At 69.1% G+C, this 22,772-nt stretch carries 25 protein-coding genes; 8 read left to right on the top strand and 17 right to left on the bottom strand.

Going from position 1 to position 22,772, the window contains the following annotated elements; translation table 11 throughout:
• A partial coding sequence (locus IP78_RS07610; RefSeq protein ID WP_197272408.1) for an OsmC family protein occupies window positions 1-410 on the top strand: 410 nt, incomplete at its 5' end.
• Here IP78_RS07610 and IP78_RS07605 read toward each other — a convergent pair.
• The 3 genes from IP78_RS07605 to IP78_RS07595 form a co-directional block, all read right to left on the bottom strand.
• Window positions 407-1,960 (bottom strand): serine hydrolase, encoded by a 1,554-nt coding sequence (locus IP78_RS07605; protein WP_054111095.1) that lies wholly within the window; start codon window positions 1,958-1,960, stop codon window positions 407-409. The two genes, IP78_RS07610 and IP78_RS07605, sit on opposite strands and share 4 nt — an antisense overlap.
• A gap of 82 nt (window positions 1,961-2,042) precedes the next feature.
• Entirely contained in the window at window positions 2,043-2,765 is a 723-nt protein-coding gene (locus IP78_RS07600; RefSeq protein ID WP_054111094.1) for an AraC family transcriptional regulator, read from the bottom strand.
• 86 nt (window positions 2,766-2,851) lie between these two features.
• Entirely contained in the window at window positions 2,852-3,472 is a 621-nt protein-coding gene (locus IP78_RS07595) for a TetR/AcrR family transcriptional regulator (protein ID WP_054111093.1), read from the bottom strand.
• A 60-nt stretch (window positions 3,473-3,532) separates the two neighbouring features.
• Here IP78_RS07595 and IP78_RS07590 point away from each other — a divergent pair, with 60 nt between their 5' ends.
• The 3 genes from IP78_RS07590 (at window position 3,533) to IP78_RS07580 (ending at window position 5,122) form a co-directional block, all read left to right on the top strand.
• On the top strand, window positions 3,533-4,240 hold the full coding sequence (locus IP78_RS07590) for a DUF4386 family protein (RefSeq protein WP_156320329.1): 708 nt from the start codon (window positions 3,533-3,535) through the stop codon (window positions 4,238-4,240).
• A complete protein-coding gene (locus tag IP78_RS07585) occupies window positions 4,237-4,656 on the top strand; it encodes a DUF4260 domain-containing protein (RefSeq protein ID WP_054111091.1) in 420 nt (139 codons plus the stop codon). The genes IP78_RS07590 and IP78_RS07585 overlap by 4 nt, the downstream gene beginning before the upstream one ends.
• A gap of 61 nt (window positions 4,657-4,717) precedes the next feature.
• Window positions 4,718-5,122, top strand: coding sequence for a hypothetical protein (locus IP78_RS07580; protein ID WP_054111090.1), 405 nt, complete (start codon window positions 4,718-4,720; stop codon window positions 5,120-5,122).
• Here the strand turns inward: IP78_RS07580 and IP78_RS07575 are convergent.
• The 5 genes from IP78_RS07575 to IP78_RS07555 all read right to left on the bottom strand — a co-directional run bounded on the left by IP78_RS07575 (window position 5,119) and on the right by IP78_RS07555 (window position 8,989).
• A complete protein-coding gene (locus IP78_RS07575) occupies window positions 5,119-5,811 on the bottom strand; it encodes a hypothetical protein (RefSeq protein ID WP_156320328.1) in 693 nt (230 codons plus the stop codon). The two genes, IP78_RS07580 and IP78_RS07575, sit on opposite strands and share 4 nt — an antisense overlap.
• A 72-nt stretch (window positions 5,812-5,883) precedes the next feature.
• Complete coding sequence (locus IP78_RS07570) at window positions 5,884-6,927, bottom strand: hypothetical protein (RefSeq protein WP_054111088.1); 1,044 nt, start codon at window positions 6,925-6,927, stop codon at window positions 5,884-5,886.
• Window positions 6,928-6,984: 57 nt separating this feature from the next.
• Entirely contained in the window at window positions 6,985-7,266 is a 282-nt protein-coding gene (locus tag IP78_RS07565; RefSeq protein WP_054111087.1) for a DUF427 domain-containing protein, read from the bottom strand.
• Window positions 7,267-7,280: 14 nt separating this feature from the next.
• On the bottom strand, window positions 7,281-8,048 hold the full coding sequence (locus IP78_RS07560; protein WP_054111086.1) for an ABC transporter permease: 768 nt from the start codon (window positions 8,046-8,048) through the stop codon (window positions 7,281-7,283).
• Complete coding sequence (locus IP78_RS07555; RefSeq protein ID WP_054111085.1) at window positions 8,045-8,989, bottom strand: ABC transporter ATP-binding protein; 945 nt, start codon at window positions 8,987-8,989, stop codon at window positions 8,045-8,047. Before IP78_RS07555 ends, IP78_RS07560 begins: the two co-directional genes overlap by 4 nt.
• Window positions 8,990-9,118: 129 nt before the next feature.
• On the opposite strand from IP78_RS07555, the gene IP78_RS07550 reads away from it, so the two are divergent.
• The 4 genes from IP78_RS07550 (at window position 9,119) to IP78_RS07535 (ending at window position 13,956) form a co-directional block, all read left to right on the top strand.
• Window positions 9,119-10,030 carry a DUF1206 domain-containing protein gene (locus tag IP78_RS07550; protein WP_082384902.1) on the top strand — a complete coding sequence of 304 codons (912 nt, stop codon included), beginning with the start codon at window positions 9,119-9,121 and terminating at the stop codon, window positions 10,028-10,030.
• Between the two features lie 85 nt (window positions 10,031-10,115).
• Entirely contained in the window at window positions 10,116-10,667 is a 552-nt protein-coding gene (locus IP78_RS07545) for a lipocalin family protein (protein ID WP_231680952.1), read from the top strand.
• Between the two features lie 14 nt (window positions 10,668-10,681).
• Window positions 10,682-11,992: a sorbosone dehydrogenase family protein gene (locus tag IP78_RS07540; protein WP_054111084.1), complete on the top strand. Its 1,311-nt coding sequence runs from the start codon at window positions 10,682-10,684 to the stop codon at window positions 11,990-11,992.
• Window positions 11,993-12,159: 167 nt separating this feature from the next.
• Window positions 12,160-13,956, top strand: coding sequence for a long-chain-acyl-CoA synthetase (locus IP78_RS07535; protein ID WP_054111097.1), 1,797 nt, complete (start codon window positions 12,160-12,162; stop codon window positions 13,954-13,956).
• Between the two features lie 84 nt (window positions 13,957-14,040).
• On the opposite strand, the gene IP78_RS07530 is transcribed toward IP78_RS07535, so the two are convergent.
• The 9 genes from IP78_RS07530 to hisH form a co-directional block, all read right to left on the bottom strand.
• A complete protein-coding gene (locus IP78_RS07530) occupies window positions 14,041-14,337 on the bottom strand; it encodes a hypothetical protein (protein ID WP_054111083.1) in 297 nt (98 codons plus the stop codon).
• 84 nt (window positions 14,338-14,421) lie between these two features.
• Window positions 14,422-15,399, bottom strand: coding sequence for a glucokinase (gene glk / locus IP78_RS07525; protein WP_054111082.1), 978 nt, complete (start codon window positions 15,397-15,399; stop codon window positions 14,422-14,424).
• Between the two features lie 159 nt (window positions 15,400-15,558).
• Window positions 15,559-17,433 carry a phosphogluconate dehydratase gene (gene edd, locus IP78_RS07520; protein WP_054111081.1) on the bottom strand — a complete coding sequence of 625 codons (1,875 nt, stop codon included), beginning with the start codon at window positions 17,431-17,433 and terminating at the stop codon, window positions 15,559-15,561.
• Between the two features lie 4 nt (window positions 17,434-17,437).
• Window positions 17,438-18,136, bottom strand: a complete 699-nt coding sequence (pgl, locus tag IP78_RS07515) for a 6-phosphogluconolactonase (protein WP_054111080.1) — start codon at window positions 18,134-18,136, stop codon at window positions 17,438-17,440.
• A gap of 180 nt (window positions 18,137-18,316) precedes the next feature.
• Complete coding sequence (zwf, locus tag IP78_RS07510; protein ID WP_054111079.1) at window positions 18,317-19,774, bottom strand: glucose-6-phosphate dehydrogenase; 1,458 nt, start codon at window positions 19,772-19,774, stop codon at window positions 18,317-18,319.
• Window positions 19,775-19,815: 41 nt separating this feature from the next.
• Entirely contained in the window at window positions 19,816-20,442 is a 627-nt protein-coding gene (hisIE, locus tag IP78_RS07505) for a bifunctional phosphoribosyl-AMP cyclohydrolase/phosphoribosyl-ATP diphosphatase HisIE (protein WP_054111078.1), read from the bottom strand.
• Window positions 20,443-20,602: 160 nt separating this feature from the next.
• The gene (gene hisF, locus IP78_RS07500) at window positions 20,603-21,370 is read right to left on the bottom strand and encodes an imidazole glycerol phosphate synthase subunit HisF (protein ID WP_054111077.1); all 768 of its coding nucleotides are present in this window, start codon (window positions 21,368-21,370) and stop codon (window positions 20,603-20,605) included.
• Complete coding sequence (gene hisA, locus IP78_RS07495) at window positions 21,367-22,101, bottom strand: 1-(5-phosphoribosyl)-5-[(5-phosphoribosylamino)methylideneamino]imidazole-4-carboxamide isomerase (protein ID WP_054111076.1); 735 nt, start codon at window positions 22,099-22,101, stop codon at window positions 21,367-21,369. The genes hisF and hisA overlap by 4 nt, the downstream gene beginning before the upstream one ends.
• Window positions 22,098-22,697, bottom strand: coding sequence for an imidazole glycerol phosphate synthase subunit HisH (gene hisH, locus IP78_RS07490; protein ID WP_054111075.1), 600 nt, complete (start codon window positions 22,695-22,697; stop codon window positions 22,098-22,100). Before hisH ends, hisA begins: the two co-directional genes overlap by 4 nt.
• Between the last annotated feature and the right edge of the window lie 75 nt (window positions 22,698-22,772).

Here is a 22,772-nt window from a genome sequence, read left to right as displayed (position 1 = left end):
ATTCGGGTGGCGCCATGCTGCTGGCCGACGAGCCGGTGTCGGTCGGCGGACTGGCCAGCGGGCCGACGCCCTATGAGCTGGTGGCGGCGGGGCTGGGGGCCTGCACGGTCATGACGCTGAGGCTCTATGCCGACCGGAAGGGCCTGCCGCTGGAGCGCGCCTCCGTCGAGGTGCGCCACGAGAAACAGCCCGGCCAGACGCCGCCGGACGTGTTCGAGCGGACCCTGAAGCTGGAAGGAACCTTTGACGAGGAGCAGCGCGCCCGCATGTTCGAGATCGCGGACAAATGCCCGGTCCACCGCACGCTGGAAGGCGGGGCGCGGGTGGTGACGCGGGCGGACGCACCCGCCATGCCCGCGCCCTGCGAGGAAGAACATTTCAAGGAGATGGAAGACGCTTGCCGGTCCTAGGGCAGGCGTTCGAACCTCTCCGCGTCCCAGACCACGGCGGTGACCCGTCCGTCGGCGCGCTCGAACCGAACCGGGCTGGGCGGATCGGCCAGGCCGTCGGTGATGCCGAACAGGTCCGGGGCGGCGGGCTCCAGCGGGCGGGTCACGACGCCCATGCGGGCCTGAACGGCCTCGCCCTGCGTGACGACAGCCAGGTCGCCGAGCGTGGCGTGGCGGTAGGTTCCGACATAGGCCGCCCGGTCGGCGGGCGACGGACGCCAGGTCCAGCCGGCCCACTGGGCCTCCGCGCGCCGGGCCTCGACGGCCTGCATGCGCTGGGCGGCGAAACGGGCGAGGCGCTCGCCATACTGCTGGCCGAAGGTCTCCAGGGTCATGGCGGGCGGTTCCGCCGACTGGACCGTCTCGAAGAAGGTCTGGACCATCATCTGGCCGAGGCCGCCCGTCAGGCTGTCGCTGTTGCTGAAGAAGGCGAAGCCGACGCCGAGGTCGGGCGAGACGGCCATGGCCGAGCGCATGCCGGTGTAGCCGCCGCCGTGGGCGCGGACATCGACCGCTCCGATGCGGCACAGGTTCCAGCCCAGGCCATAGCCCTGGCATGGCACCCCGTCGCCCCGAATGTCGGCGGCAACGGCCAGACTCTGGGTCTCGCGCACCCAGGCGGGGTCGAGGCCGCCTGCCGCTTCACCCAGCTGGATCGAGAGCCAGCGCGCCATGTCGTTGGGCGACATGACCAGGCCGCCCGCCGCGTGCATCAGATCGTCGGGCTTGCCTTCGAAAGCGTCCCAGCCGCGCTCGCCCATCCAGCGGTGATACAGGGGGATGCCGTCGAAACGGCTGGCCCTCGCGCCGGATCGCGTCATGCCCGCAGGCTGGAACAGAGCCTGGTCCAGCCAGTCGCGCCAATCGCGGCCGGTCGTCAGCTCCAGCGCCGCCGAATAGACGAGGTAGCCGAGGTTGGAATAGCGAAAGCCCGGCTCGCGCCCTTGGGACCCCTCGGCCATCAGACGCCCGTAGTCGGCGGCGGGCACAAGGTCGACGTAAGCCGTGCGATAGGACAGGGCGGGGGTCTCGAACGGGCCCTGGTGGCTCAACAGATCGCGGAAGGTGATGACGGCCGGATCGGCGGGGGCGGGCAGGGTCAGGTCGGGCCAGACCTCGGCGAGGGTCTGGTCCAGATCGAACATGCCCTCGGCGTCCAGCCGCACGGCCAGCAGGCCCATGAAGGCTTTGGTCTGGGAGGCGATGTAGAAGGGGGTGTCGGCGTCGGCGGGGGCGGCACCCGCTTCGGTGGACAGATGGCCGTGGGTCCAGATCACCGGGGGCTGGCCGCGCCGGACCATGACGACGGCCATGGCGGGTGCCGCGCCCGGTGTGGCGGCGACGACGCGCATCCGTTCCAGCACTGTCGCGGTCGCGCGATCGAAGGCGGCGGCGTCGGCGGCGGTGGCCTGCGGCGTGGCGACGGCCGACGCAGGCCCGGCCCGGGCGGCGGCGGCCAGAGGCGCGAGGGCGACGCAGGCGGCAAGGACGGCGGTCAGGGCGGGACGCATGAAGTGAGACTCCTCGTTTCGAGGACAGGAAAGACCGTCGCGCCGCCCCGGTCTTGAACGGATGCAACCTCGGTGAGGCGGATCAGCCGCGCAGCCGGGAGGCGAGGCGACCGGGCGGAAGATTGTAGAGGTCGCGGCAGGCGCGGCTGAAGTGGCTCTGATCAGAAAAGCCCGCGTCGATGGCGGCGGCGGCCAGCGGCTGGCCGGACGCCATCAGGCCCAGCGCCCGATCCAGCATGGCGCGGCGGCGGAACTCCGACGGAGTCTCGCCGTAGGCGGTCAGGAAGGCACGGCCCAGATGCACCCGGTGGCGGCCCGCGCGTAGGGCGAGGTCCGACACGCGCGTCGGGCCGGGGCAAGCTCGCAGCTGGTCGCGGACATCGGCGAGCCAGGGGTCAGGTCGGGGGCTCTCGGCGCGCAGGTCGATCAGGGCCAGCACATCCCAGATCGCCTCGGGCGCGTCCTCGCCACCCTCAAGGATCAGGGGCACGAGGCGGCGGAGGTGACGACCGGGCAGGGGCGGCGTCCAGGCCGGTTCGGCGAAGGACCCGCGCGCGCCGTCGCAAGATGACACGCCCAGCGTCAAGACGACGGCGCCGGTGCCGCCGAAGGCAACGGCGTGGCGCAGGCCCTCCGGGCGAAGGCCGAGCTGTCCGGGTTCGGCCGCATGATGCCGCCGCCCCGCCTGCTCCTCGAAGCCGCCGGACAGCAGCAACGACAGATGCGCCTCATCATGCGCGTGCGCCTGCTGGACGAGCCCCGGTCGATAGCGGCTGAGGCGTGCGGTGGAGGCGAAAGCGGTCATGGCGATCCTGGACCTTATGAGGGTCTGAGGCCGCGAGCCCGTGAATTGGATGCAAGATCGAAGGCCGCGACGTGGCCGTCGGCGCGTCAGTCCGGGTAGGCCGCGAGCATCCGGTCGATGGCGGCCTCGATCCGGGTCCAGCCGGCGTCATCCAGCGTCACGCCGGCGAAGCGGTCGCGCGTCACGGCGGCGAGCGCCAGATGCTGGACGGCGGCGAGAAACACGACGTTGAGGGCGACCACGTCCACACCTTGAGGCAAGGGCAGGGCGGGGCGACGCGATGCGGTCCAGCGCTGGAACACGGCCGAGCGTTTGGCCTCCATTCGCCGCAGCAGCGGGGTGTCGCCCGTTAGTTCCCAGGCGAGCAGGCGCAGGATCAGGGGATTGGCCCTGAGCGCAGCCAGATAGCCGATCAGCATCTCGCGCGCGAAGTCTCGATAGGACCGGGCCTCGGTGACCGGGCGGGCGGCCAGGGTTTCGCCCAGCCACAGGTCGAGACGGCCAGCAAGCCGTTCGACCACGCCCTCGACGCCCTCGAAGTAGCGGTAGATCAACTTGCGGTCGACGCCGGCCTCCGTCGCCAGGGTGTTGACGTTCAGCCCGCCCCAGCCGTCGCGCAGCAGGAGCCGCTCGGCGGCGGAGACGATCGCCGCTTCGGTGGCGGCGCGGTCGCGGGATCGGCCGGGCGAATCGCTGACAGTTGACATGTCTCATGTATGAGACATATAGCAATGTCTCACAAGTGAGACATAGAGTTGATCGCCACCATGAGATCGAAACGAGCGACAGGGGCGGCGATGGTCGGCTTCGCCCTGGCTGCCAACATTCCCTTCGCCCTGCTGGTCGACCGGTTCGGATACGACGATGTGCTGAGGGAGCCGCCGCTACAGGTGCTGGTGGCGTTCCGCGCGGGCGGACCAGAACTGATCCTGATCTGGCTGGCGTTCGCGGTGTGCGCGCTGGGCTTCCTGTGGGTTTCGGCCTGGACGGGCGCGGCGATCCGGGCGAGCGGCGGACGCTGGCCGGTGTGGGCGGCGGCGGCCGGAGCGGCGTCGGCGGTGGCGCAGGCCGTCGGCCTGTCGCGCTGGGTGTTCGTGGTGCCCGGTCTGGCCGATCGCGCGCTGGACGGATCGGCGGCCGAAAGCGCCGTGGCGGTCGGCACCTATCAGGCGCTGCACCAGTTCGCCGGCGTGGCGATCGGCGAGTGGCTCGGCCAGACCTTGCTGGCGGCCTGGACACTGGCGGTCGGACTGGCGCTGGTCGGCGGGCCGGTGGCGCGCGGCGCCTGGACGCGAGGATTGGGTGGCGTCGCCCTGCTGCTGGCCCCGCTGTGGATCGTGGGGCAGGTCGAGTTGCTGGCCACCGTCGATCCCGCCTTCCCCGAGTTTCAGATCACCCAGTGGGTCTTCACGGCCTGGCTGGGCTGGCTTCTGGCGTTGGGCGTGACCTGGCTGGTTCAAGGAGAGACGAAATGACGGGCGCGATCATTCAGACCGAGGGCGGCGCCAGCGGCTGGCCCGGCCGCCTTCTCCGGCTCGAGGGTCTTGCGCTGCTGGTCGTGACCTGCGTGCTCTATGAGGGCACGGGTCTGTCATGGTGGTGGTTCGCCGGCCTGTTCCTCGTGCCCGACCTGGCGTTTCTGGCCTATGGGCTCGGGCGCGGCGCGGGGACGCTGGCCTACAACCTCACCCATACCGAGATCGGTCCGGCGGTGCTGGGCCTCATCGGGATGACGGTCTTGCCGGCCGCCCTGCCCTTCGCCCTGATCTGGGCCGCCCACATCGGGTGGGACCGGATGATCGGTTATGGGTTGAAGTACGCCTCCAGCTTCGATCACACCCACCTGGGCCCGGTGGGCAGGGCGGCGAAGGCGAGCCGCGCGGCGGCCTGAAAGGCTGCGTTAACCGGCCGGGCGCACCCTTCCAAAAGCAGTTTGCGTCCGGGAGACCGCGATGGGCACGATGATGACGGCCAGCACGCGCAGCCGAAGGGACCACTTCGAGCCTTCGGATTCCGATCCGCAGGAGCAGCGGAAGCTGCGCGGATACCTGGAACAGATCGACTACACGGCCTTCGTGTCGAATCGCGAGGTCATCCCGCAGGTGATGGGGCTGGGGGCCAGCCATACCGAGCCCGCGGCGTTCCAGAGGCTGGCGGTGGCGGCCGCGTCGGCGCGGGCGCGCTGGATCGCCGAAGCGCTGCGGCTAACCGAGCAGGGCCATGCTGTGGCGCCGCACGACGCGGAACGGCTGGCGGCGCTGAGACAGGTCTACGAGGAGTTGTCGGAGGCCTATGAGGGCCTGAGGCGCATGGTGGAGCGGGGGTACTTGCCCTACCGGGTCCCGGAGCGGGGCTAGGTTGCAGCCTCGGCTGGCCGAGTCGCGAGAAGCGCGTCGACCTGGCTGCGGATACGGCCGACGACGCCCTCGCGAAGTCCGGCGGGAATACCTGGACGCAGTAGCCCCAGAGCAAACATCAGCCCGATCAACAGGCCGTTGAGAAGCGTCCATTCGACTAGGCCGCCCAGACCGCGCCCCAGCGCGCCGTCGAGGTGGTTCAGCTTGCCTGTGAAGGCGAGCCAGTAGGTTGAGAGATGCAGCGGGATCAAGGCGATCATGTAGAGGGGACCGATCATGGCGACGAGCGGAGACGCGGGCGGAGCGCCCAGCAACGACGAGACTCGACCTTCGAAGACGCGGCTCTTGCCCGTGTCATGATTAACCAGGGCCACCGGCTCGCCGCCCTCATTGGGGACGTAGACGATGGACACGGTGTGCCCTTCCCGGACCCCCACGCCGGGATTGACGAAGGTCTGATCGAACTCCGGGCCGCTGTCGGGACGCACGAAGATGTGCAGGCGGTTGCGAACGGTGGAACTGATGCTGACGCCGGGCATGGTCACGCTGCCGCCTTCGGGGCCGATGTGCGACGTTTTTTGGGCCGAGCCGCCGTGCACCTCGGTCTCGGACCACTCCCGACAACGCATGATGACGCCTGTCTTCGTCACCGTCTGCAAGTCGTCGATCGACAGGATTTTTCCGGCCATCATCTTCACCCTATCCAACCCTGGGTTAGCGAACACCGATCGGGCGTGTTCGTCAACGGCGATAGCCGGTGCCTACCCCAGCGGCTGCGGTCGGGTGAGGATCGGGGCGTCCGGGTCGGTCGGGGCGGCCTCGGCGGCGGTGGGCGGATCGACGACCAGGGGCGCGGTCTGGATGACCGGCGGAGCGGCCGGTTGAGGCGCGGGAGCCTGCACCTCTTGAGCCGGTGACGGCGGTGGCGTCTGGGTTGCGGCCGGGCGCGGTGGCGTCGTGGCAGGGGCCGAGGACGGCGTAGGCTGCGCACGAACGGGAGGCGCGGGCGCGGCGTCCGGTTCGGCCTCGTCGGCGGTCGTGGCGGGAGCGGCGTCCTCCTCGACGGGGACCGCATCGACCACGTCCGGGAGCGGCGCGGCCTCGACTGGCGCGGGCGCGGTCGAGGCGGCGGGCGCGTCGTAGGGCAGGGGCGCAGCGGGCGGGCGGTTCAGCGCCCAGATCAGGAGACCACCGAGCGCCGCGACGCCGAGCACGGTCGCGCCGATCATCAGACCGCGCCGACCGGACGACGGTGCCGCAACAGGCTGGACCACGACGGTCGGGGCGGGCGTCTCCGCAATTGGCGCGAGCGCGACAGCCGGGGCGCGGGGGACGTCGAGCGACGCTGTGGATGCGGAGGCGGGCTCCGGACTGGGACGCACCTCCTGACGGGGTTCAGGCGCGGCGGGCGTATCCACGCGGGGTCCAGCTGCGGGCGTCGGCCGAGGCGCCGCCGCAGACGGCTCCACGCGCGCCATGCGGGAAGCAGGCGCGGGCTTCGGCTCTTCGACCTCGGGGGCCAGAGGGCGCTCGCCAGGCAGGGGGCGCTCCGGCACGGCGCGGGGGATCATGGAGCCGGTGAAGATGTTGGTCGACGGCTCCGTCGCTGGCCGGGGCGCGGGGCGGGGCGGCTGGGCCGGGGTCTTGAACGGCGCGCTCCAGCTCTGCGGCGGCCGTGGCAGGGGGCCGGCGCGGAACACGGTCTCGGGTGGGCGACCCCAGACGATACGGCCTCGACGGAAGGGCTCGGGCGCGCCGGAGGGTTTGGGCTCGGCGTCGGACGGAGGGGGAGGGGCGTCGGACATGGCGGGCCTCTTACGCCCGGTCATTGAGGCCGTCCAATGACCGGGACGACGGTGGGGTCAGCGGACCTCGACGCCCTTCCAGAAGGCGATGCGGTCGGCGATCTCGGCCGCCGCCGACTTGGGCTCGGGATAGAACCAGGCGGCGTCCCGGTTCTCTTTCCCGTCAACGACGATCGAGTGGTAGGAGGCCGTGCCCTTCCACGGGCAGACCGTGGTCGTCGACGAGGGCCGCAGCACGGCCGGATCGACGGCGTCGCGCGGGAAGTAGTGGTTGCCTTCCACCACCACGGTGTCGTCGCTGTCGGCGATGACGGCGCCGTTCCAGAGGGCCTTGGGCATGGGGGTCGCTCCGTTCAGTTCTTGAGGCGGTAGCCGGTCTTGAACATCCAGCCGACGATGGACAGGCAGATCAGGAAGAAGGCGATCATGGCCCCGACGCTGACGCCCACGCCCACGTCGCTCATGCCGTAGAAGGCCCAGCGGAAGCCGTCGATCAGATAGACCACGGGGTTGAACAGGGTCACCGTGCGCCAGGCGGGCGGCAGCATGTCGATCGAATAGAAGGCGCCGCCCAGGAAGGTCAGGGGCGTGACCACCAGCATGGGGATGAACTGCAGCTGCTCGAAGCTGTTGGACACCAGGCCGATGATGAAGCCGAACAGGCTGAAGGTCACCGAAATCAAGACGAGGAAGCCGATCATGGCCAGGGGGTGATCGACCTGAAGCGGGACGAACAGGGTGGCGGTGGCCAGCGTCATCAGGCCGACGATGAGCGACTTGGTCGCGGCGGCGCCGACATAGGCCGTCACGGTCTCGAGCGGCGAGAGCGGGGCCGACAGGATCTCGTAGATCGTGCCGGTGAACTTGGGAAAGTAGATGCCGAAGCTGCCGTTGAAGATCGACTGGGTGAACACCGACAGCATGACTAGGCCCGGCACGATGAAGGCGCCGTAGGGCACGCCGCCGACTTCCTCCATCCGCCCGCCGATGGCCGAGCCGAAGACGACGAAGTAGAGCGCGGTCGTGATGACCGGTGTGATCAGGCTGCCGAAGATGGTGCGGCCGAAGCGGGCCATCTCGAAGCGGTAGAGGGCCCAGACGCCCCAGACATTGACGGTCATGCTGCGGCTCCCGTCCGGCTATCCTGGTGGACCAGGCTGACGAAGATGTCCTCCAGCGAGCTCTGGCGCGTGTTGAGGTCCTTGAAGGCGATGCCGAGGTCGGACAGGCGGCGCAGCAGGGACGGGACGCCGGTGCGTTCGGCGTTGGAATCGAAGACGTATTCTATCTCATTGCCGTCGGCCTTCAGCGTCAGGTCCCATTCCGACAGTTCGGGCGGGAGGGCGGACAACGGGTCCTGCAGGTTCAGCGTCAGGGTCTTCTTGCCCAGCTTCTTCATCAGGGCGGTCTTCTCCTCGACCAGGATCAGTTCGCCCTTGAGGATGACGCCGACGCGGTCGGCCATCTCCTCGGCCTCCTCGATGTAGTGGGTGGTCAGGATGATGGTGACGCCGCGCTCGCGAAGCTGGCGGACCAGCTCCCACATGTCGCGCCGCAGCTCGACGTCGACGCCGGCGGTGGGCTCGTCCAGAAACAGGATGTCGGGCTCGTGGCTGAGGGCCTTGGCGATCATGACGCGGCGCTTCATGCCGCCGGACAGGGTCATGATCTTGTCGTTGCGCTTTTCCCAGAGAGACAAGTCCTTCAGGATCTTCTCGATGAAGGCGGGGTTGGGCGCGCGGCCGAACAGGCCCCGGCTGAAGGTGACGGTGGCGATGACGGTCTCGAAGGCGTCGGTGGTCAGCTCCTGCGGCACCAGGCCGATCTTGGTGCGGGCCTGGCGATAGTCCGTCAGGATGTCGTGGCCGTCGGCGATGACGGTGCCCGTCGATGGCGTCACGATCCCGCAGATGATCGAGATCAGCGTGGTCTTGCCCGCGCCGTTGGGGCCGAGAAGGGCGAAGATCTCGCCCTTGCCGATCTGGAGGTCGACCGTCTTCAGCGCCTGATGGCCGCCCTTGTAGGTCTTGGTGACGCCCTGGATGTCGATGACCGGCGGCATGGCGAGCCCCTCAGACCGGCCGCTGCGCCGTGGCCGGAATATGGCCCGGATCGCAGGCGGCTCAAGGGGCGGACGGAGCCTTTCGCCGTCACGATGCGTTTCCCGGCTCAGCTTTCATGAGGAGGCCCGATGGCCGACGTCTTCGCCCCGATCCAGGATGTGCGCGCCCGTCTTGCAGCGCTGGGCGAGGCCGGGCGCGGACGGTTCGCGATCCTCAGGCGCGTGCCGCCGCTGCCGGTGCTGCTCGAAGGGGCGGCGCGGGTCGGATACGGGGCACGGGGCTTCGTCTATGTCTCCATCGGCGTGATCTGCCTGATGGCGGCGCTGGACATGACCGGCGACGCGGTGGGTTCCAGCGGCGCGGTCGCCATGATCGCGGATCAGCCGTTCGGGCGGGTCTGGCTGGTGCTGCTGGGGCTGGGGCTATGGGCCTTCGTGTCATGGCGCGTGCTGCAGTCGGTATTCGACGCGGACCGCGAAGGGACGTCCAAGAAGGCGCTGATGCTGCGCGCGGGACAGGCGGCTAGCGCGGTCTTCTACGGCCTGCTGGCGTCCACGGTGTTCGAGTTCCTGGACGAGTACGCACGATCGGCGGGTGCCGACAATGTCGCGGAGAACCAGCAGAAGGCGTCCGAACTGCTCGCCCTGCCGCACGGGGACTGGCTGCTGATCGGGGTGGGTCTGGTCATTTTGGGCGTCGGCATCGGCAACATCGTCAAGGGCGTGAAGGCGAACTTCGGCGAGGCGCTGGCCTGTTCGCCGGAACTGTGCCGCACCGTCTCTCCGATCGCCCGGGCAGGATATGTCGCGCGCGGCGCAGCCTATCTGCCGCTCGGCGTGTTCGTGTCGATCGCGGGATGGCATGCCAGCGCGGCGGAGGTGACGGGGTTCGGCGCGGCGCTGGATGCGCTGGAGCGCCAGCCGGGCGGGAGCGGGGTGCTGGGGCTGACCGCGCTGGGGCTGATCGCGTTCGGCCTGTTCGCCTTCGTGGAGGCGCGGTTCCGGCGCATCCGGCCGCCACGCGACCTGACGCCGGGCTGAGGCGAACCGCCGCGCGCATTCGCCGCGTCCGGATCGGGAACCGGAGCCGTATCTTCGGTCTTCCCCTGCACGACCGGAGCCAGCCGTGATCCTCTCCAGACTGACCGCCGCCCTCGCGCTGAGCCTCGCCCTCGGGCTGGGAGCCTGCGCGACCTCCATCCCCGCCGATCAGGTCCGAGCCCCGCAGCCGACCAAGCCGATCGATCTGCAACGCTTCTATTCCGGCCAGTGGCTGGAGGTGGCGCGGCTGCCGATGCGAATTACGGACGGCTGCGTGGCGGCCACCACCGATTACGTCATCGTCTCGCCGACGCGCGTCGATCTGCGCGACGCCTGCCGACAGGGCGGGATCGACGGGCGCGAGCGGGCCGTGGGCGCGGCCGGCGTGATCCTGGATCCCGGCTTCAACGCCAAGCTGAGGGCCCCCTATTTCGGCGGCTTCGTGACCTGGGAATACTGGGTGCTGGACCGGGCCGACGACTACAGCTGGTTCATCTCGGCCGACCCCCGGTTCGAGAAGCTGTGGATCTACACCCGCACCCCGCCGTCCCAGGCCGAACTGGCCGCGCTCGTCGATCGCGCCCGGGCGCTGGGCTATGACGTGAGCCGTCTCGAGTTCCCCGAAACCGCCCCCTGACCGGAGCCGCCGCCATGCGCCTGACCGTCCTTGCCGCTTCGCTCGCCGCCCTGACCCTTGCCGCCTGTAGCGCCGGTCCGCTGGCACCCGAGGGCGCGACCTATGGGCCAAATCCGACGCTGGTCCCGCCGAGCAGCCGTCCGCTGCCGCTTGTGAACATCGCCCCTGCGGTCGGCTGGCCGGAGGGCCAGATGCCGACCGCGCCGCAGGGATATACGGTCCAGGCCTTTGCCTCGGGACTGGATCATCCGCGCTGGCTCTATCGCCTGCCGAACGGTGACATCCTGGTGGCCGAGACCAACGCCCCGCCCAAGCCCGAGGACAAGCAGGGCGGCATCCGGGGCTGGATCCAGGGGCTGGTCATGAGCCGGGCGGGAGCGGCCGTGCCGAGCGCCAACCGCATCACCCTGCTGCGCGACGCCGACGGCGACGGCGTGGCCGAGACGAAGACGGCCTTCCTCGAGAATCTGATGTCGCCGTTCGGCATGGCGCTGGTCGGCGACCGCCTGTTCGTGGCCAATGCGGACGCGGTCGTCGCCTTTCCCTACCAGACCGGGCAGACGCGGATCGACGCGGCTCCAACGAAGATCGCCGACCTTCCGGCCGGGCGGAACCATCACTGGACCAAGTCGCTGGTCGCCTCGGCCGATGGGACCAAGCTCTATGTCGGGGTCGGCTCCAACTCCAACATCGCCGAGCACGGCATGGACGAGGAAGTGAACCGGGCGGCCATTCTGGAGATCACCATTGCCACCGGGGCGACGCGGGTGTTCGCCTCGGGCCTGCGGAACCCGGTCGGCCTGGCGTGGGAGCCGGTGACCGGGCAGCTGTGGACAGCGGTCAATGAGCGCGACGAACTGGGCAATGACCTGGTGCCAGACTACATGACCTCGGTCCGGGACGGCGGCTTCTACGGCTGGCCGTGGAGCTATTTCGGCCAGACCGTCGACCGGCGGGTGAAGCCGGAGAATCCCGAGGCCGTGGCCCGCGCCTTGCGGCCCGACTATGCTCTGGGGGCGCATACGGCGTCGCTGGGGCTGCATTTCTACGACGGATCGCTGCTGCCGGCGGCCTATCGCGGTGGAGCCTTCATCGGCCAGCATGGGTCGTGGAACCGCGAACCCAAGAGCGGCTACAAGGTCGTGTTCGTGCCGTTCGCGGGCGGGCGTCCGGCCGGGCCGCCTCAGGACTTCCTGACCGGCTTCCTGAACGCCGAGGGTGAGGCCCTAGGTCGGCCGGTCGGGGTCATCACCGATGCGCGAGGCGCGGTGCTGGTGGCCGACGACGTGGGCAATGTGATCTGGCGGGTGGCGCCCGCAAGCTGAGCCGAGACCGACCGGCGTGCCGTTACGTCAACCGGCGTATTGGCGCCACGATCGGCCGGAAACACCGTGGCATCGTCCCTATCGATTCCCCCGCCGGTTGACCGGACGCTGGCCCTTGTCCATCACAAAGACCGTGCTTTACGCCTGAACACGGAGTGACCGAGACCATGGGTCTGGTGGCCAATATCCGACGCGATCTGAAGTTCGCCGCCGGCCTGCGCCGCCTGTTGAAGCGCATCAAGCCCATCAGCCTGGATAGTGATGTCCTGGTCTGCGACGACTTCGAAGAGGCGGTCGACAAGTTCGGCGAGAGCATCGCCATCGAGGACGAGACCCGGTCCCTGACCTATCGCGACCTGGACGGCATGGCCAACCGCTATGCCCACTGGGCGCGGGGGCGGAACCTACGCCGCTCGGACGTGATCGGTCTGGTCATGACCAACCGGCCCGAGTTCATCGCCGCCTGGATGGGCTTCTCCAAGGTCGGCATCGCCACGGCGCTGATCAACACCAATCTGACCGGCCAGGCGCTGGCGCACTGTCTGAACATCGCGGGCGTGTCCCAGGTCGTCGCCGACGAGGAGACGTGGCGCCAGTGCGAGGAAGCCCGTCCCTTCGTGACCCGAACCATGATGCTGTGGGTGCTGGGGCTACGGGGCGAAGACGAGACATCGGACCGGCGGGGCCTGGACAACGCCGTGCGTGGGGGCTCCTCGGTACGGCCACCCCGGTCGGTGCGCGCAGGGCTGACCAACCGGGACACGGCGCTCTACATCTACACATCCGGCACGACGGGTCTGCCCAAGGCGGCGCGCATCCACCACGCCCGGGCACGGACCTATATGCGCGCCTTCGCCGGAGCCACGGCAACGACCGAGAAGGATCGTGTGTTCAATGTGCTCCCGCTCTATCACTCGACGGGTGGCTTGGTCGGGCTTGGGCCGGCGTTCCTGAACGGCGGGCGGCTGATCCTGCGGCGCAAGTTCTCGGCCTCCAGCTTCTGGAAGGACGTGAACGCGAGCGGGGCCACGGTGTTCGTCTACATCGGCGAGCTGTGCCGCTACTTGGTCAACTGTCCCGAGCAGGAGGGCGAGCGGGGACACAAGCTGCGCCTCGCCTTCGGCAACGGCCTGCGCCCCGATGTCTGGCCGGAGTTCCAGGCGCGGTTCGCCATCCCGAACATCCTGGAGTTCTATGGCTCCACAGAGGGCAATGTCTCGGTCTTCAACTTCGACGGCAAACAGGGCTCGATCGGCCGGGTGCCGAAGTTCCTCAAGAAGCAGATCAACATCCGGCTGGTGAAGTTCGACATCGACACCGAGATGCCCGAGCGCACGGCGAACGGCTTTTGCATCGAGGCCAGGCCCGGCGAGATCGGCGAAGCCATCGGCCTGATCGGCAACGACATCCGCCACGACTTCTCGGGCTATGCCGACAAGGCGGCGTCGGAGAAGAAGATCCTGACGGACGTGTTTCAGCGCGGCGATCGCTGGTTCCGCACCGGCGACCTGATGCGTCAGGATAGTGAAGGCTATTTCTACTTCATCGACCGGATCGGCGACACCTTCCGCTGGAAAGGCGAGAACGTCTCGACCGCCGAGGTGGAGCAGCGGCTGGTGGACGCGCCGGGGGTCAAGGAGGTCATCGCCTATGGCGTGCCGGTGCCGGGGGCCGAGGGCAAGGCGGGGATGGTGACCCTGGTGATCGAGGGCAAGTTCTCGCCCAAGGACTTCGCAGAATACGCCGACGCTCAGCTGCCGCACTACGCCCGGCCGGTGTTCGTGCGGATCGCCAAGGCGCTGGAGACGACGGGTACCTTCAAATACCGCAAGGTCGACCTGGTCACCGACGGCTTCGACCCGGAGAAGGTGTCGCCGGTCTATGTGCGTGGCGGCAGGACAGGCTACCAGAAGCTCACCCCGGCTGGGTTCGAAGCGATCCAGAGCGGCCAGACCCGGCTTTAAAAAAGAGAAGGCCCCCGCCACTTTCGCGACGGGGGCCGGCCCTACTGAAGGATGGGCGGGGTCATGACGCCCGCCGGGTCAGTCTCAGTTGGGGGTGTTCGAGGTGGTCATTCCACCGTCGACATTGCCGGCGGCATCTTCGACCGCGTCGGCGCGATCATCGGCTTGCTCCTGCACCGCGTCAGCCTGGGCGTTCAGGGCGTCGCGTTCAGCGTCGGTCGCGGCGGCGTCGGCCTGGTTTTCCAGCCGAGTGGCCTCGACGTTGGCCTGGGCCTCGATGGCGTCGGCCTCGGCTCCGGCTTCCTTCTCGGCGGCGTTCTCGCAGGCGGCGAGGCCGGTGATGGCGAAGACGGCGGCGGCGGCGGCGATCAGTTTACGCATGGGGTTACCCTTCCTTGTGAAGTCGGGGAAACGCCGCCGATCACGCCAGGTTCACGGACGCGTGAGCGAAAAATCCGAACGCCGTTACGCCGTCTCCGTAAAGGCGACGCGCGCGGCACCCAGAAGCGCGGCGTGCTTGTGGGTGATGACCCAGGTCGGGATGTCGGCCATGTAGTCCTTGAACCGGCCCTTCCTTTCGAAGCGACGACGGAACGGGCTGGCCTTGAGGAAATCCAGGATGCGAGGCGCGATGCCGCCGGCGATATAGACCCCGCCCTTGGCTCCAGTCGTCAGGGCGATGTCGCCGGCGACGGCTCCCAGGATGGCGCAGAAGCGCGCCAGCGTCGCGCCACACGGGCTGTCCCAGTCCTCCAGCGCCTCGCGCGTGATTTCCGCGGGGTCGTCGATATGGGTCTCGCGGCCCTCGATGCGGGCGAGCGCGCGATGCATGTTCAGAAGGCCGGGCCCGCAGATCAGACGCTCGATGGAAACCCGGTCGTAGCGTTCACGCAGGATGCGCAGGATCTCGTCCTCAATGGGGTCGCCGGGCGGGAAGCAGGCGTGGCCCCCTTCGGATGGCATGGCCATCTCGCGGCCGTGGGCGTCGCGCACCAGGGCGGAGACGCCAAAGCCGGTGCCGGGGCCGAGCACCGCCAGCGTCGCGTGCGGATCGCCGGCCTCCGGACCGCCGAGGTGAACGAGATCGGACGCAGGCACGATCGGCGCGCCCCAGGCCAGAGCCTCGAAGTCGTTGATCAGCTTCACGGGATTCAGACCCAGCGTCGCCAGTTCGGTTTCCGACACGGCCCAGGGCGAGTTGGTCAGGTCGATGGCACCGTCTTCGACTGGCCCGGCCACGGCGATGACGCCGCCCGACGGCTTGACCTCGCAGCCGTCGATGAAGGCGGCGACGCCTTCGAGGAAGGTGGGATACTGCTCGGCCGGAAAGCTCTCGTGGTGCTCGAGGACGGGCAGGCCGTCCTTCCAGGTGGCGATGGCGAAACGGGCGTTGGTGCCGCCGACGTCGCCGACGAGGAGGGTCTTCTCAGATTTTGACGACATGGAACTCCCCACCCTTCCGCTCATCCCCGCGAAAGCGGGGGCCCAGTGCTTTGGGCGATGATTGCCCCTGATTATGCTCACCCCTTGATCCCGACGCCCACGCCTCACTCAAGGACTGGGTCCCCGCTTTCGCGGGGATGAGCGGAGATTGAGGAACCGTCATGCGTCGATCGCCCGGTTCTGGATGTTGGGATCGGCGACGTCACGCAGCTCGGGCTGGCGTGCCGTCGCCGCGGCCTGAAAACAGACGGAGGCCCCTTCCTCGGCCGAGGAAACAGCCGATCGGAAGGCTCCGAACAGCTCGCGGCCATAGCCCCAGGACTGGACGTCGTCGGCGGTCGCGGCCGGGCGGGACGCGAGGTCGGCGATCGTGGTGAGCACCCCGGACTCGGCGTCGAGGCGGACGATGTCGCCAGTCTTCACGAAGGCCAGCGGGCCGCCTTCCAGCGCCTCGGGCGTGACGTGGATGGCGGCGGGCGTCTTGCCGGACGCGCCCGACATGCGGCCGTCGGTGACGAGGGCGATGGGCACGCCGCGATCCTGCAGCACGCTCATCAGGGGCGACAGGGAATGGAGCTCGGGCATGCCGTTGGCCTTGGGCCCCTGGAAGCGGAGCACGATAACGCCGCCCTGGTCCAGACGACCGGCCTGGAAAGCGGCGAGCACATCCTCCTGGCTGTCGAAGACGTGAGCGGGACCTTCGACGATGCGGTGCTGGGGTTTGACCGCAGAGACCTTGATGACGGCGCGGCCGAGATTGCCGTGAACGAGGCGCAGGCCGCCCTCGCGGTCGAACGGATCGGAGACGGGGCGGAGGATGTCGGTGTCCAGGCTCTGGGCGACGCCGTCGCGCCAGACCAGTTCGCCGTCCACCATCGACGGTTCCTGGAAGTAGTGGTGGATGCCCGGGCCCATGATGGTCTGGACGTCAGAGTGGATATGACCGGCCTGAGCCAACTCGCGCGTGACGAAGGCGACGCCGCCCGCGGCCTGAAACGCGTTCACGTCGGCCGAACCGTTGGGATAGACCCGGGCCAGCAGGGGGGTGACCGAGGACAGCTGGTCCATGTCGGTCCAGTCGATCAGGACGCCGGCCGCCCGCGCCATGGCGACGAGGTGGATGGCGTGATTGGTCGAGCCGCCGGTGGCGAGCAGAGCCACGATCATGTTGACGATGGATTTCTCGTCGACGACGTCGGCCATGCGGCCCGTCCCGCTCTCGGCCAGCTTCACCGCCTGTTTCGCTGCGGCGGCGGTGAGGGCGTCGCGCAGGCCCGTCTCCGGATGGACGAAGGCGGTCGAGGGCATGTGCAGGCCGCAGATCTCCATCATCATCTGATTGGAGTTGGCCGTGCCATAGAAGGTGCAGGTGCCGGGCGAGTGGTAGCTCCCGATCTCGCTGGCCAGCAGGACGTTGCGATCGACCTTGCCTTGCGCGTACTCGGCCCGGACGCGGGCCTTTTCGGCGTTGGGGATGCCGCTGGGCATGGGACCGGCGGGGGCGAAGATCACTGGTAGGTGGCCGAACGCCAGCGACCCCATGAACAGGCCCGGCACGATCTTGTCGCAGACGCCCAGGCACAGGGCGGCGTCGAAGGCGTCGTGGGTCAGGGCCACGCCGACCGACATGGCGATGACGTCGCGACTGAACAGGCTCAGCTCCATGCCGGGGCGGCCCTGGGTGACGCCATCGCACATGGCGGGGGTGCCGCCGGCGACCTGGGCGGTCGCGCCGACCTCTCGCACGGCCTTGCGGACCACGTCGGGGAAGCGCTCAAACGGCTGATGGGCCGAGAGCATGTCGTTGTAGGCGGTGACGATGCCGACATTGGGCGTCTTGCCGGTCATGGCCGTCAGCTTGTCGGCGATGGTCTGGCCGGCGAAGGCGTGGGCCCAGTTGGCGCAGGACAGTTTGGCCCGGCCGACGCCCGAGTCGCGGGCGGCGTCCATGCGGCGGAGGTAGTCGGACCGGGTCTCGCGCGAGCGGGCGACGATGCGGTCGGTGACCTCTTTGACAGTCGGGTGCAGGGGCATGGGTTTAGCTTTCCGTCCAAACGACTTCGAGCGGGACCTTGGCCGCGATCATCGCCGCGATCGGCTGCGTGGCCGGGTCGCCGTCGGCCTCGCGCTCGAAGACCGAACGCTTCACGGAGCCCTTCAGGCCCAGGATGACGCGACCGGCCGACATCAACCAGGGCAGGTTGATCGACAATCTCTCTTGGGGCGGGGCCGCGCCGTCCCGGCCGGGCGGGACGCCGAGGACGGTCGGTTTCAGCGTGGGGGTCAGAAGGGTCTTCAGCGTCGGGCTGTTCGGGAACATCGAGCAGATGTGGCCATCCTCGCCCATGCCGAGAAGGACGGCGTCGAAGCGGTCTCCGGCCTGGGCCAGGGCATGGGCGGCGAGCGCGGCGGCGCGGTCCACGGTCACGGCGGGGGAATAGAGGGGGATGAAGCGGGCGGCGGCACCGGGGCCTTGCAGCAGGACGTCGCGGATCAACCGGGCGTTGGAGTCCGGCGAGGTCTCCGGGACATGGCGCTCATCGACCAGGGTGACGGCGATGCGGTCCCAGCCGATGTCGGCCTGGGCGAGGCGGGCGTAGATCGGCGAGGGCGTCGTGCCGCCGGAGCCGGCGAAGATCGCGCGGCCGTTGGCGATGACGGCGGCGGCGAGCGTCTCCTCCAGCCGCGCGGCGATGGCGGCGGCCCAAACGTCGGTGTCGGGGAAGGATTCGATCATCACTGTCGTCATTCCGGGCGAAGCGGAGCGGAGACCCGGAACCGGGCGGCGCCGAAGCGGAGCGGAGGCGAAATGCAGCCGCGAGCGGCGTGTGTGACAGGTTCGCGCTCTCGCGCGCCGCCTTGTTCCGGGTCTGCGAGGCTTCGCCTCTCCGACCGGAATGACGAAAGGAAGAAGGGCCTACCCATTGGTCTTCCACTCCCGCCCGGTCCGCGCCAGCAGCAGGTCCGCCGCGTCCGGGCCCCACGTTCCCGCGCGGTAGGGCATGGGCTTGACCTTGCCCTCGGCCCAGGACGCGGAGACGCCGTCGACCCATTCCCAAGCCTTCTCCGCCTCGTCGCGGCGGACGAACAGGGTGGAGTCGCCGTTGAGCGCATCCAGCAGCAGCCGCTCATAGGCGATGCGGCGGCGGGGCGACTTGGCCCCCTTCTGGTTCACGCCCCAGGACAGGGACATGTCAATGCGCTGAAGCTGCATCTTCTGATCCAGGCCCGGCCGCTTGTTCATCACGGTGAGCGAGATGTCCTCCTCCGGCTGGAGCTCGATGACCATGCGGTTGGCGCGCACCTCGCCCCGGCTGTCGCGGTCGAAGATGGAGTGCGGCACCGGCTTGAACTGGATGACGATCTCGGTGCGCTTTTCGGGCAGGCGCTTGCCGGTGCGCATGAAGAAGGGCACGCCGGCCCAGCGCCAGTTGTCGATGTCGGCGCGGATGGCGACGAAGGTCTCGGTGTCGCTGTCGGCCCCGCGCTCCTCGTCATAACCCTTGACCCGCTGGCCCTCGACGGAGCCGGAGACATACTGGCCGCGCACGGTGACCCGCTCGACCTCGTCGGGCGTGACGGGGCGGAGCGAGCGTAGGACCTTGACCTTCTCGTTGCGGACCGAGTCCGGGTCGAGGTCCGATGGCGGTTCCATGGCGACGAGACAGAGCAGCTGCAGCATGTGGTTCTGCAGCATGTCCCGCAGCGCGCCGTACTCGTCGTAGTAGGGCCAGCGGTCGCCGACGCCGACGGTCTCGCCGACCGTGATCTGGACGTGGTCGATCGACAGATTGTTCCAGAGCGGCTCGAAGATGGTGTTGCCGAACCGCAGGGCGATCAGGTTCTGCACCGTCTCCTTGCCCAGGTAGTGGTCGATGCGGAACACCTGATGCTCGCCGAACGCATCGGCCACAGCGTCGTCGATGGCGCGGAAGCTTTCGAGGTCGCGGCCGACCGGCTTTTCCAGGACGACGCGGTCCTCGGGTTCAGCCAGGCCCGCCGCGCGCATGGCGGTGACGATGCGGGCATAGAGCGAGGGCGACACGGCGAGGAAGCTGGTCACCGAGCCCGAGCCGACCTTGTCACGCAGGGGCTTGAGGCTTTCGGCCGAGGTGGCGTCGACGGCCAGGTAGTCGAGGCGGGCTTCCAGCTTCGACCAGGCCTCGTCGGACCAGGCGTCGTCGGCCCTGGCCTTGCCCTCGACGGCGGCGCGCACCTTGGCGACGTATTCCTCGCGAGTCTCTTCGGAGCGGGCCGCGCCGATGATCTTGAGGCCGTCGGGCAAGAGGCCGTCGTGCTCGAGGAAATAGAGTGACGGCAAGAGCATCCGCATCGCCAGATCGCCGCCGCCGCCGAACAGCACCAGAGCCGTCATGCTCGCTCGTCTCCTTTGCCGGAGGGTCGAGCCTCCGTCGTCTATTGTGGCTGTTTGGCCGCTCGCTCGCGCGAGGCCAACACGTCCAGCACCGCCTGAAACGACAAGTGACGCGACCGTAACAGAACGAGCAAGTGGTAGATGAGGTCCGCTGCTTCCGACGCCAGTTCTTCGTCGGGCCCGGCGGCACCGGCCAGCGCCGTTTCCACGCCCTCCTCGCCGACCTTCTGGGCCGCGCGCTTGGGGCCCTGAGCCAGCAGTTTGGCGGTCCAGCTGGATTCCGGATCGGCCGAGGCGCGTTCGGCGATGGTGCGCTCCAGCCGGGCGATGCGACCTAGGCCGGGCGCGTCGGCGTCGTCGAAACAGCTGGTTGTGCCCAGGTGACAGGCCGGTCCCATCGGCCGCACGGCGAGCACGAGCGCGTCGCCGTCACAGTCGGGGGTGATGGAGACGACGCTCAGCCGGTTGCCGCTGGTCTCGCCCTTGCGCCACCGGCCGCCCCGGCTGCGGGAAAAGAAGGTCGCCTCGCGGGAGGCGATCGTCTCGTCCAGCGCCGCGCGGTCCATATAGGCGAGGGTCAGGACCTGGAGCGTGTCGGCGTCCTGCACGATCGCGGGGATCAGGCCGCCGCCCTTGTCGAAGTCGAGGGTGGTGGGGTCGAGCGTCATTTCCCTTCTCCCCTTGCGGGAGAAGGTGGCTCGCGCAGCGAGACGGATGAGGGGTGAAACTCGGTGCTCGCAGCGAGGGTCAAGGCGATCATAACGTCTGCATCTCGGTACCCCTCATCCGGCCCTCCGGGCCACCTTCTCCCGCAAGGGGAGAAGGGCGTCATATCCGCACCTCCACGCCCGCGCCGGCCAGATAGGCCTTCAGGTCGGGCACGGCGATCTGGCCGGAGTGGAAGACGCTGGCGGCGAGCGCGCCGGACACATTGGCCCGGTCGAAGACGTCGAGGAAGTGCGACGGCGCACCCGCTCCGCCCGAGGCGATCAGCGGAATGGTCAGGCGGTTCCTGGCATCCGACAGCTGAGCGGTGTCATAGCCTTTGCGCACGCCGTCCTGGTCGATGCAGTTCAGAACGATCTCGCCCGCGCCGCGGTCCTGCGCCTCCACGATCCACTCCATGGTCTTCTTGCCCGCCAGACGCCGGGCGTTCGGATCGCCGGTGTATTTGTGCACGACGTAGTCGCCGTCCTCGCGGCGGCTGTCGACGCCGACGACCACGCACTGGCTGCCCAGCCGCTCGGCCATCTCGGTGATCAGTTCGGGACGTTCCAGGGCCGGGGAGTTGATCGAGACCTTGTCGGCCCCGTTATCGAGGCAGGCTGCGGCCTGATCGACCGTGCGGATGCCGCCGGCGACGCAGAAGGGGATGTCCAGCAGTCGCGCGATGTCGCGCACCCAGCCGTAGTCCAGCGTCCGCCCCTCGGGGCTGGCGGTGATGTCGTAGAACACCAGTTCGTCGGCGCCCTCGTCGCGGTAGCGGGCGGCGAGCTCGGAGGCGTCGCCCATGTCGACATGGCCCTCGAAGCGGACGCCCTTGACCACGCGGCCGTCCTTGACGTCGAGGCACGGGATGATGCGGCGGGCGGTCATTGCACCGCCTCAATGGCTCGGCCGACCGTGAACCGGCCTTCGTAGATGGCCCGGCCGGTGATGGCCCCGTCGCAGCCGATGTCGGCGCAGGCTTTCAGGTCGTCCAGAGTGGCGACGCCGCCGGACGCCTGGACCTTCAGCTCGGGACGGCGGCGGACGATCTCGGCCAGCAGGTCGAGATTGGGGCCGGTCAGGGCGCCGTCGCGGCCGACGTCGGTGACCAGGACGTGGGACAGGGTTCCGGCCGGATAGCGATCCAGCGCGGTCCAGAGGTCGAAGCCCGCCGCCTCGGTCCAGCCTTTCAGTGCGGGCGTCGGCGCACCGTCCTCGCCGACGCGGACGTCGAAGGCCAGGGTGATGCGGTTGGGGCCGAAGCGGTCCAGCCATTCGGCCACGGCCTCGGGCTTCGTCACGGCCAGCGATCCGACGACGACGCGGGAGACCCCGGCGGTCAGCAGGCGCTCGACATCGTCGACCGAGCGGACGCCGCCTCCGGACTGGATGTGGGCCAGATGGGTCGCGGCGAGACGGCCGATCAGGTCGTGCTGGACCGCGCGCCCGGCTTCGGCACCGTCCAGATCGACGACGTGGACCCATTCAGCCCCTTCATCGGCGAAGGCGGTCAGGCGGGCGACGGGGTCGGGGTCGTATTCGGTGACCTGGTCAAAGCGGCCGTGCATCAGCCGCACGCACTTGCCGCCGCGCAGGTCGATGGCGGGATAGACGATCATGCGGGCAGCTCGAGGAAGTTCTTCAGGATGCGGGCGCCGGCGGCGGCCGAGCGCTCAGGGTGGAACTGGCAGCCCCAGCGGTTGCCGCTTCTGACCATGGCTGGGACCTCGGCGCCGTAGTCGGCGCAGGCGATCGTCGCGGGCGTGTCGGGGCAGACGTAGGAGTGGACGAAGTAGGCGTAGTCGCCGTCGCAGACACCCTCCAGGATCGGGTCATCGGACAGGGTGTGCAGCTTGGACCAGCCCATGTGCGGCACGGGCAGGTCGTCGCGGACGGACATGCGGGTGACGCGACCGGGGATGAAGCCGAGCATCGTCGCCCCGCCGTTCTCCTCGCTCTCGGCGAACAGCAGCTGCTGGCCCAGGCACAGGCCGAGCAGGGGGCGGGGGAAGCCTTTGATGATGTCGGTCAGGCCCAGCTCGGCCATGCGCTGCATCGCGTAGCCGGCGGCGCCGACGCCCGGCAGGACCAGGCGCTCGGCCTCGGCGATCTGGGTGGCGTCGGAAGTGACGACGACGTCGGCCCCCAGCCGCTCGAGAGCGAACTGGACGGAGGCCGTATTGCCCGCGCCGAGGTGAACGATGGCGACGGTCATACTGTCTCCTCCCCCGAGAAGCGCAGCGAAACGGGGGAGGGGGACCGCGAAGCGGTGGAGGGGGCGGCTTCACAC

Source organism: Brevundimonas sp. AAP58 (genome assembly GCF_001295975.1).
GTDB lineage: Bacteria > Pseudomonadota > Alphaproteobacteria > Caulobacterales > Caulobacteraceae > Brevundimonas.
This window is presented reverse-complemented; position numbering and strand designations above follow the sequence as displayed.

Bases quoted from the DNA above. Each gene is read 5' to 3' on its own strand.
- IP78_RS07605 (WP_054111095.1), bottom strand. From the start codon at position 1,960: ATGCGTCCCGCCCTGACCGCCGTCCTTGCCGCCTGCGTCGCCCTCGCG.
- IP78_RS07600 (WP_054111094.1), bottom strand. From the start codon at position 2,765: ATGACCGCTTTCGCCTCCACCGCACGCCTCAGCCGCTATCGACCGGGG.
- IP78_RS07595 (WP_054111093.1), bottom strand. From the start codon at position 3,472: ATGTCAACTGTCAGCGATTCGCCCGGCCGATCCCGCGACCGCGCCGCC.
- IP78_RS07590 (WP_156320329.1), top strand. From the start codon at position 3,533: ATGAGATCGAAACGAGCGACAGGGGCGGCGATGGTCGGCTTCGCCCTG.
- IP78_RS07585 (WP_054111091.1), top strand. From the start codon at position 4,237: ATGACGGGCGCGATCATTCAGACCGAGGGCGGCGCCAGCGGCTGGCCC.
- IP78_RS07580 (WP_054111090.1), top strand. From the start codon at position 4,718: ATGGGCACGATGATGACGGCCAGCACGCGCAGCCGAAGGGACCACTTC.
- IP78_RS07575 (WP_156320328.1), bottom strand. From the start codon at position 5,811: ATGGCCGGAAAAATCCTGTCGATCGACGACTTGCAGACGGTGACGAAG.
- IP78_RS07570 (WP_054111088.1), bottom strand. From the start codon at position 6,927: ATGTCCGACGCCCCTCCCCCTCCGTCCGACGCCGAGCCCAAACCCTCC.
- IP78_RS07565 (WP_054111087.1), bottom strand. From the start codon at position 7,266: ATGCCCAAGGCCCTCTGGAACGGCGCCGTCATCGCCGACAGCGACGAC.
- IP78_RS07560 (WP_054111086.1), bottom strand. From the start codon at position 8,048: ATGACCGTCAATGTCTGGGGCGTCTGGGCCCTCTACCGCTTCGAGATG.
- IP78_RS07555 (WP_054111085.1), bottom strand. From the start codon at position 8,989: ATGCCGCCGGTCATCGACATCCAGGGCGTCACCAAGACCTACAAGGGC.
- IP78_RS07550 (WP_082384902.1), top strand. From the start codon at position 9,119: ATGGCCGACGTCTTCGCCCCGATCCAGGATGTGCGCGCCCGTCTTGCA.
- IP78_RS07540 (WP_054111084.1), top strand. From the start codon at position 10,682: ATGCGCCTGACCGTCCTTGCCGCTTCGCTCGCCGCCCTGACCCTTGCC.
- IP78_RS07535 (WP_054111097.1), top strand. From the start codon at position 12,160: ATGGGTCTGGTGGCCAATATCCGACGCGATCTGAAGTTCGCCGCCGGC.
- IP78_RS07530 (WP_054111083.1), bottom strand. From the start codon at position 14,337: ATGCGTAAACTGATCGCCGCCGCCGCCGCCGTCTTCGCCATCACCGGC.
- glk (WP_054111082.1), bottom strand. From the start codon at position 15,399: ATGTCGTCAAAATCTGAGAAGACCCTCCTCGTCGGCGACGTCGGCGGC.
- edd (WP_054111081.1), bottom strand. From the start codon at position 17,433: ATGCCCCTGCACCCGACTGTCAAAGAGGTCACCGACCGCATCGTCGCC.
- pgl (WP_054111080.1), bottom strand. From the start codon at position 18,136: ATGATCGAATCCTTCCCCGACACCGACGTTTGGGCCGCCGCCATCGCC.
- zwf (WP_054111079.1), bottom strand. From the start codon at position 19,774: ATGACGGCTCTGGTGCTGTTCGGCGGCGGCGGCGATCTGGCGATGCGG.
- hisIE (WP_054111078.1), bottom strand. From the start codon at position 20,442: ATGACGCTCGACCCCACCACCCTCGACTTCGACAAGGGCGGCGGCCTG.
- hisF (WP_054111077.1), bottom strand. From the start codon at position 21,370: ATGACCGCCCGCCGCATCATCCCGTGCCTCGACGTCAAGGACGGCCGC.
- hisA (WP_054111076.1), bottom strand. From the start codon at position 22,101: ATGATCGTCTATCCCGCCATCGACCTGCGCGGCGGCAAGTGCGTGCGG.
- hisH (WP_054111075.1), bottom strand. From the start codon at position 22,697: ATGACCGTCGCCATCGTTCACCTCGGCGCGGGCAATACGGCCTCCGTC.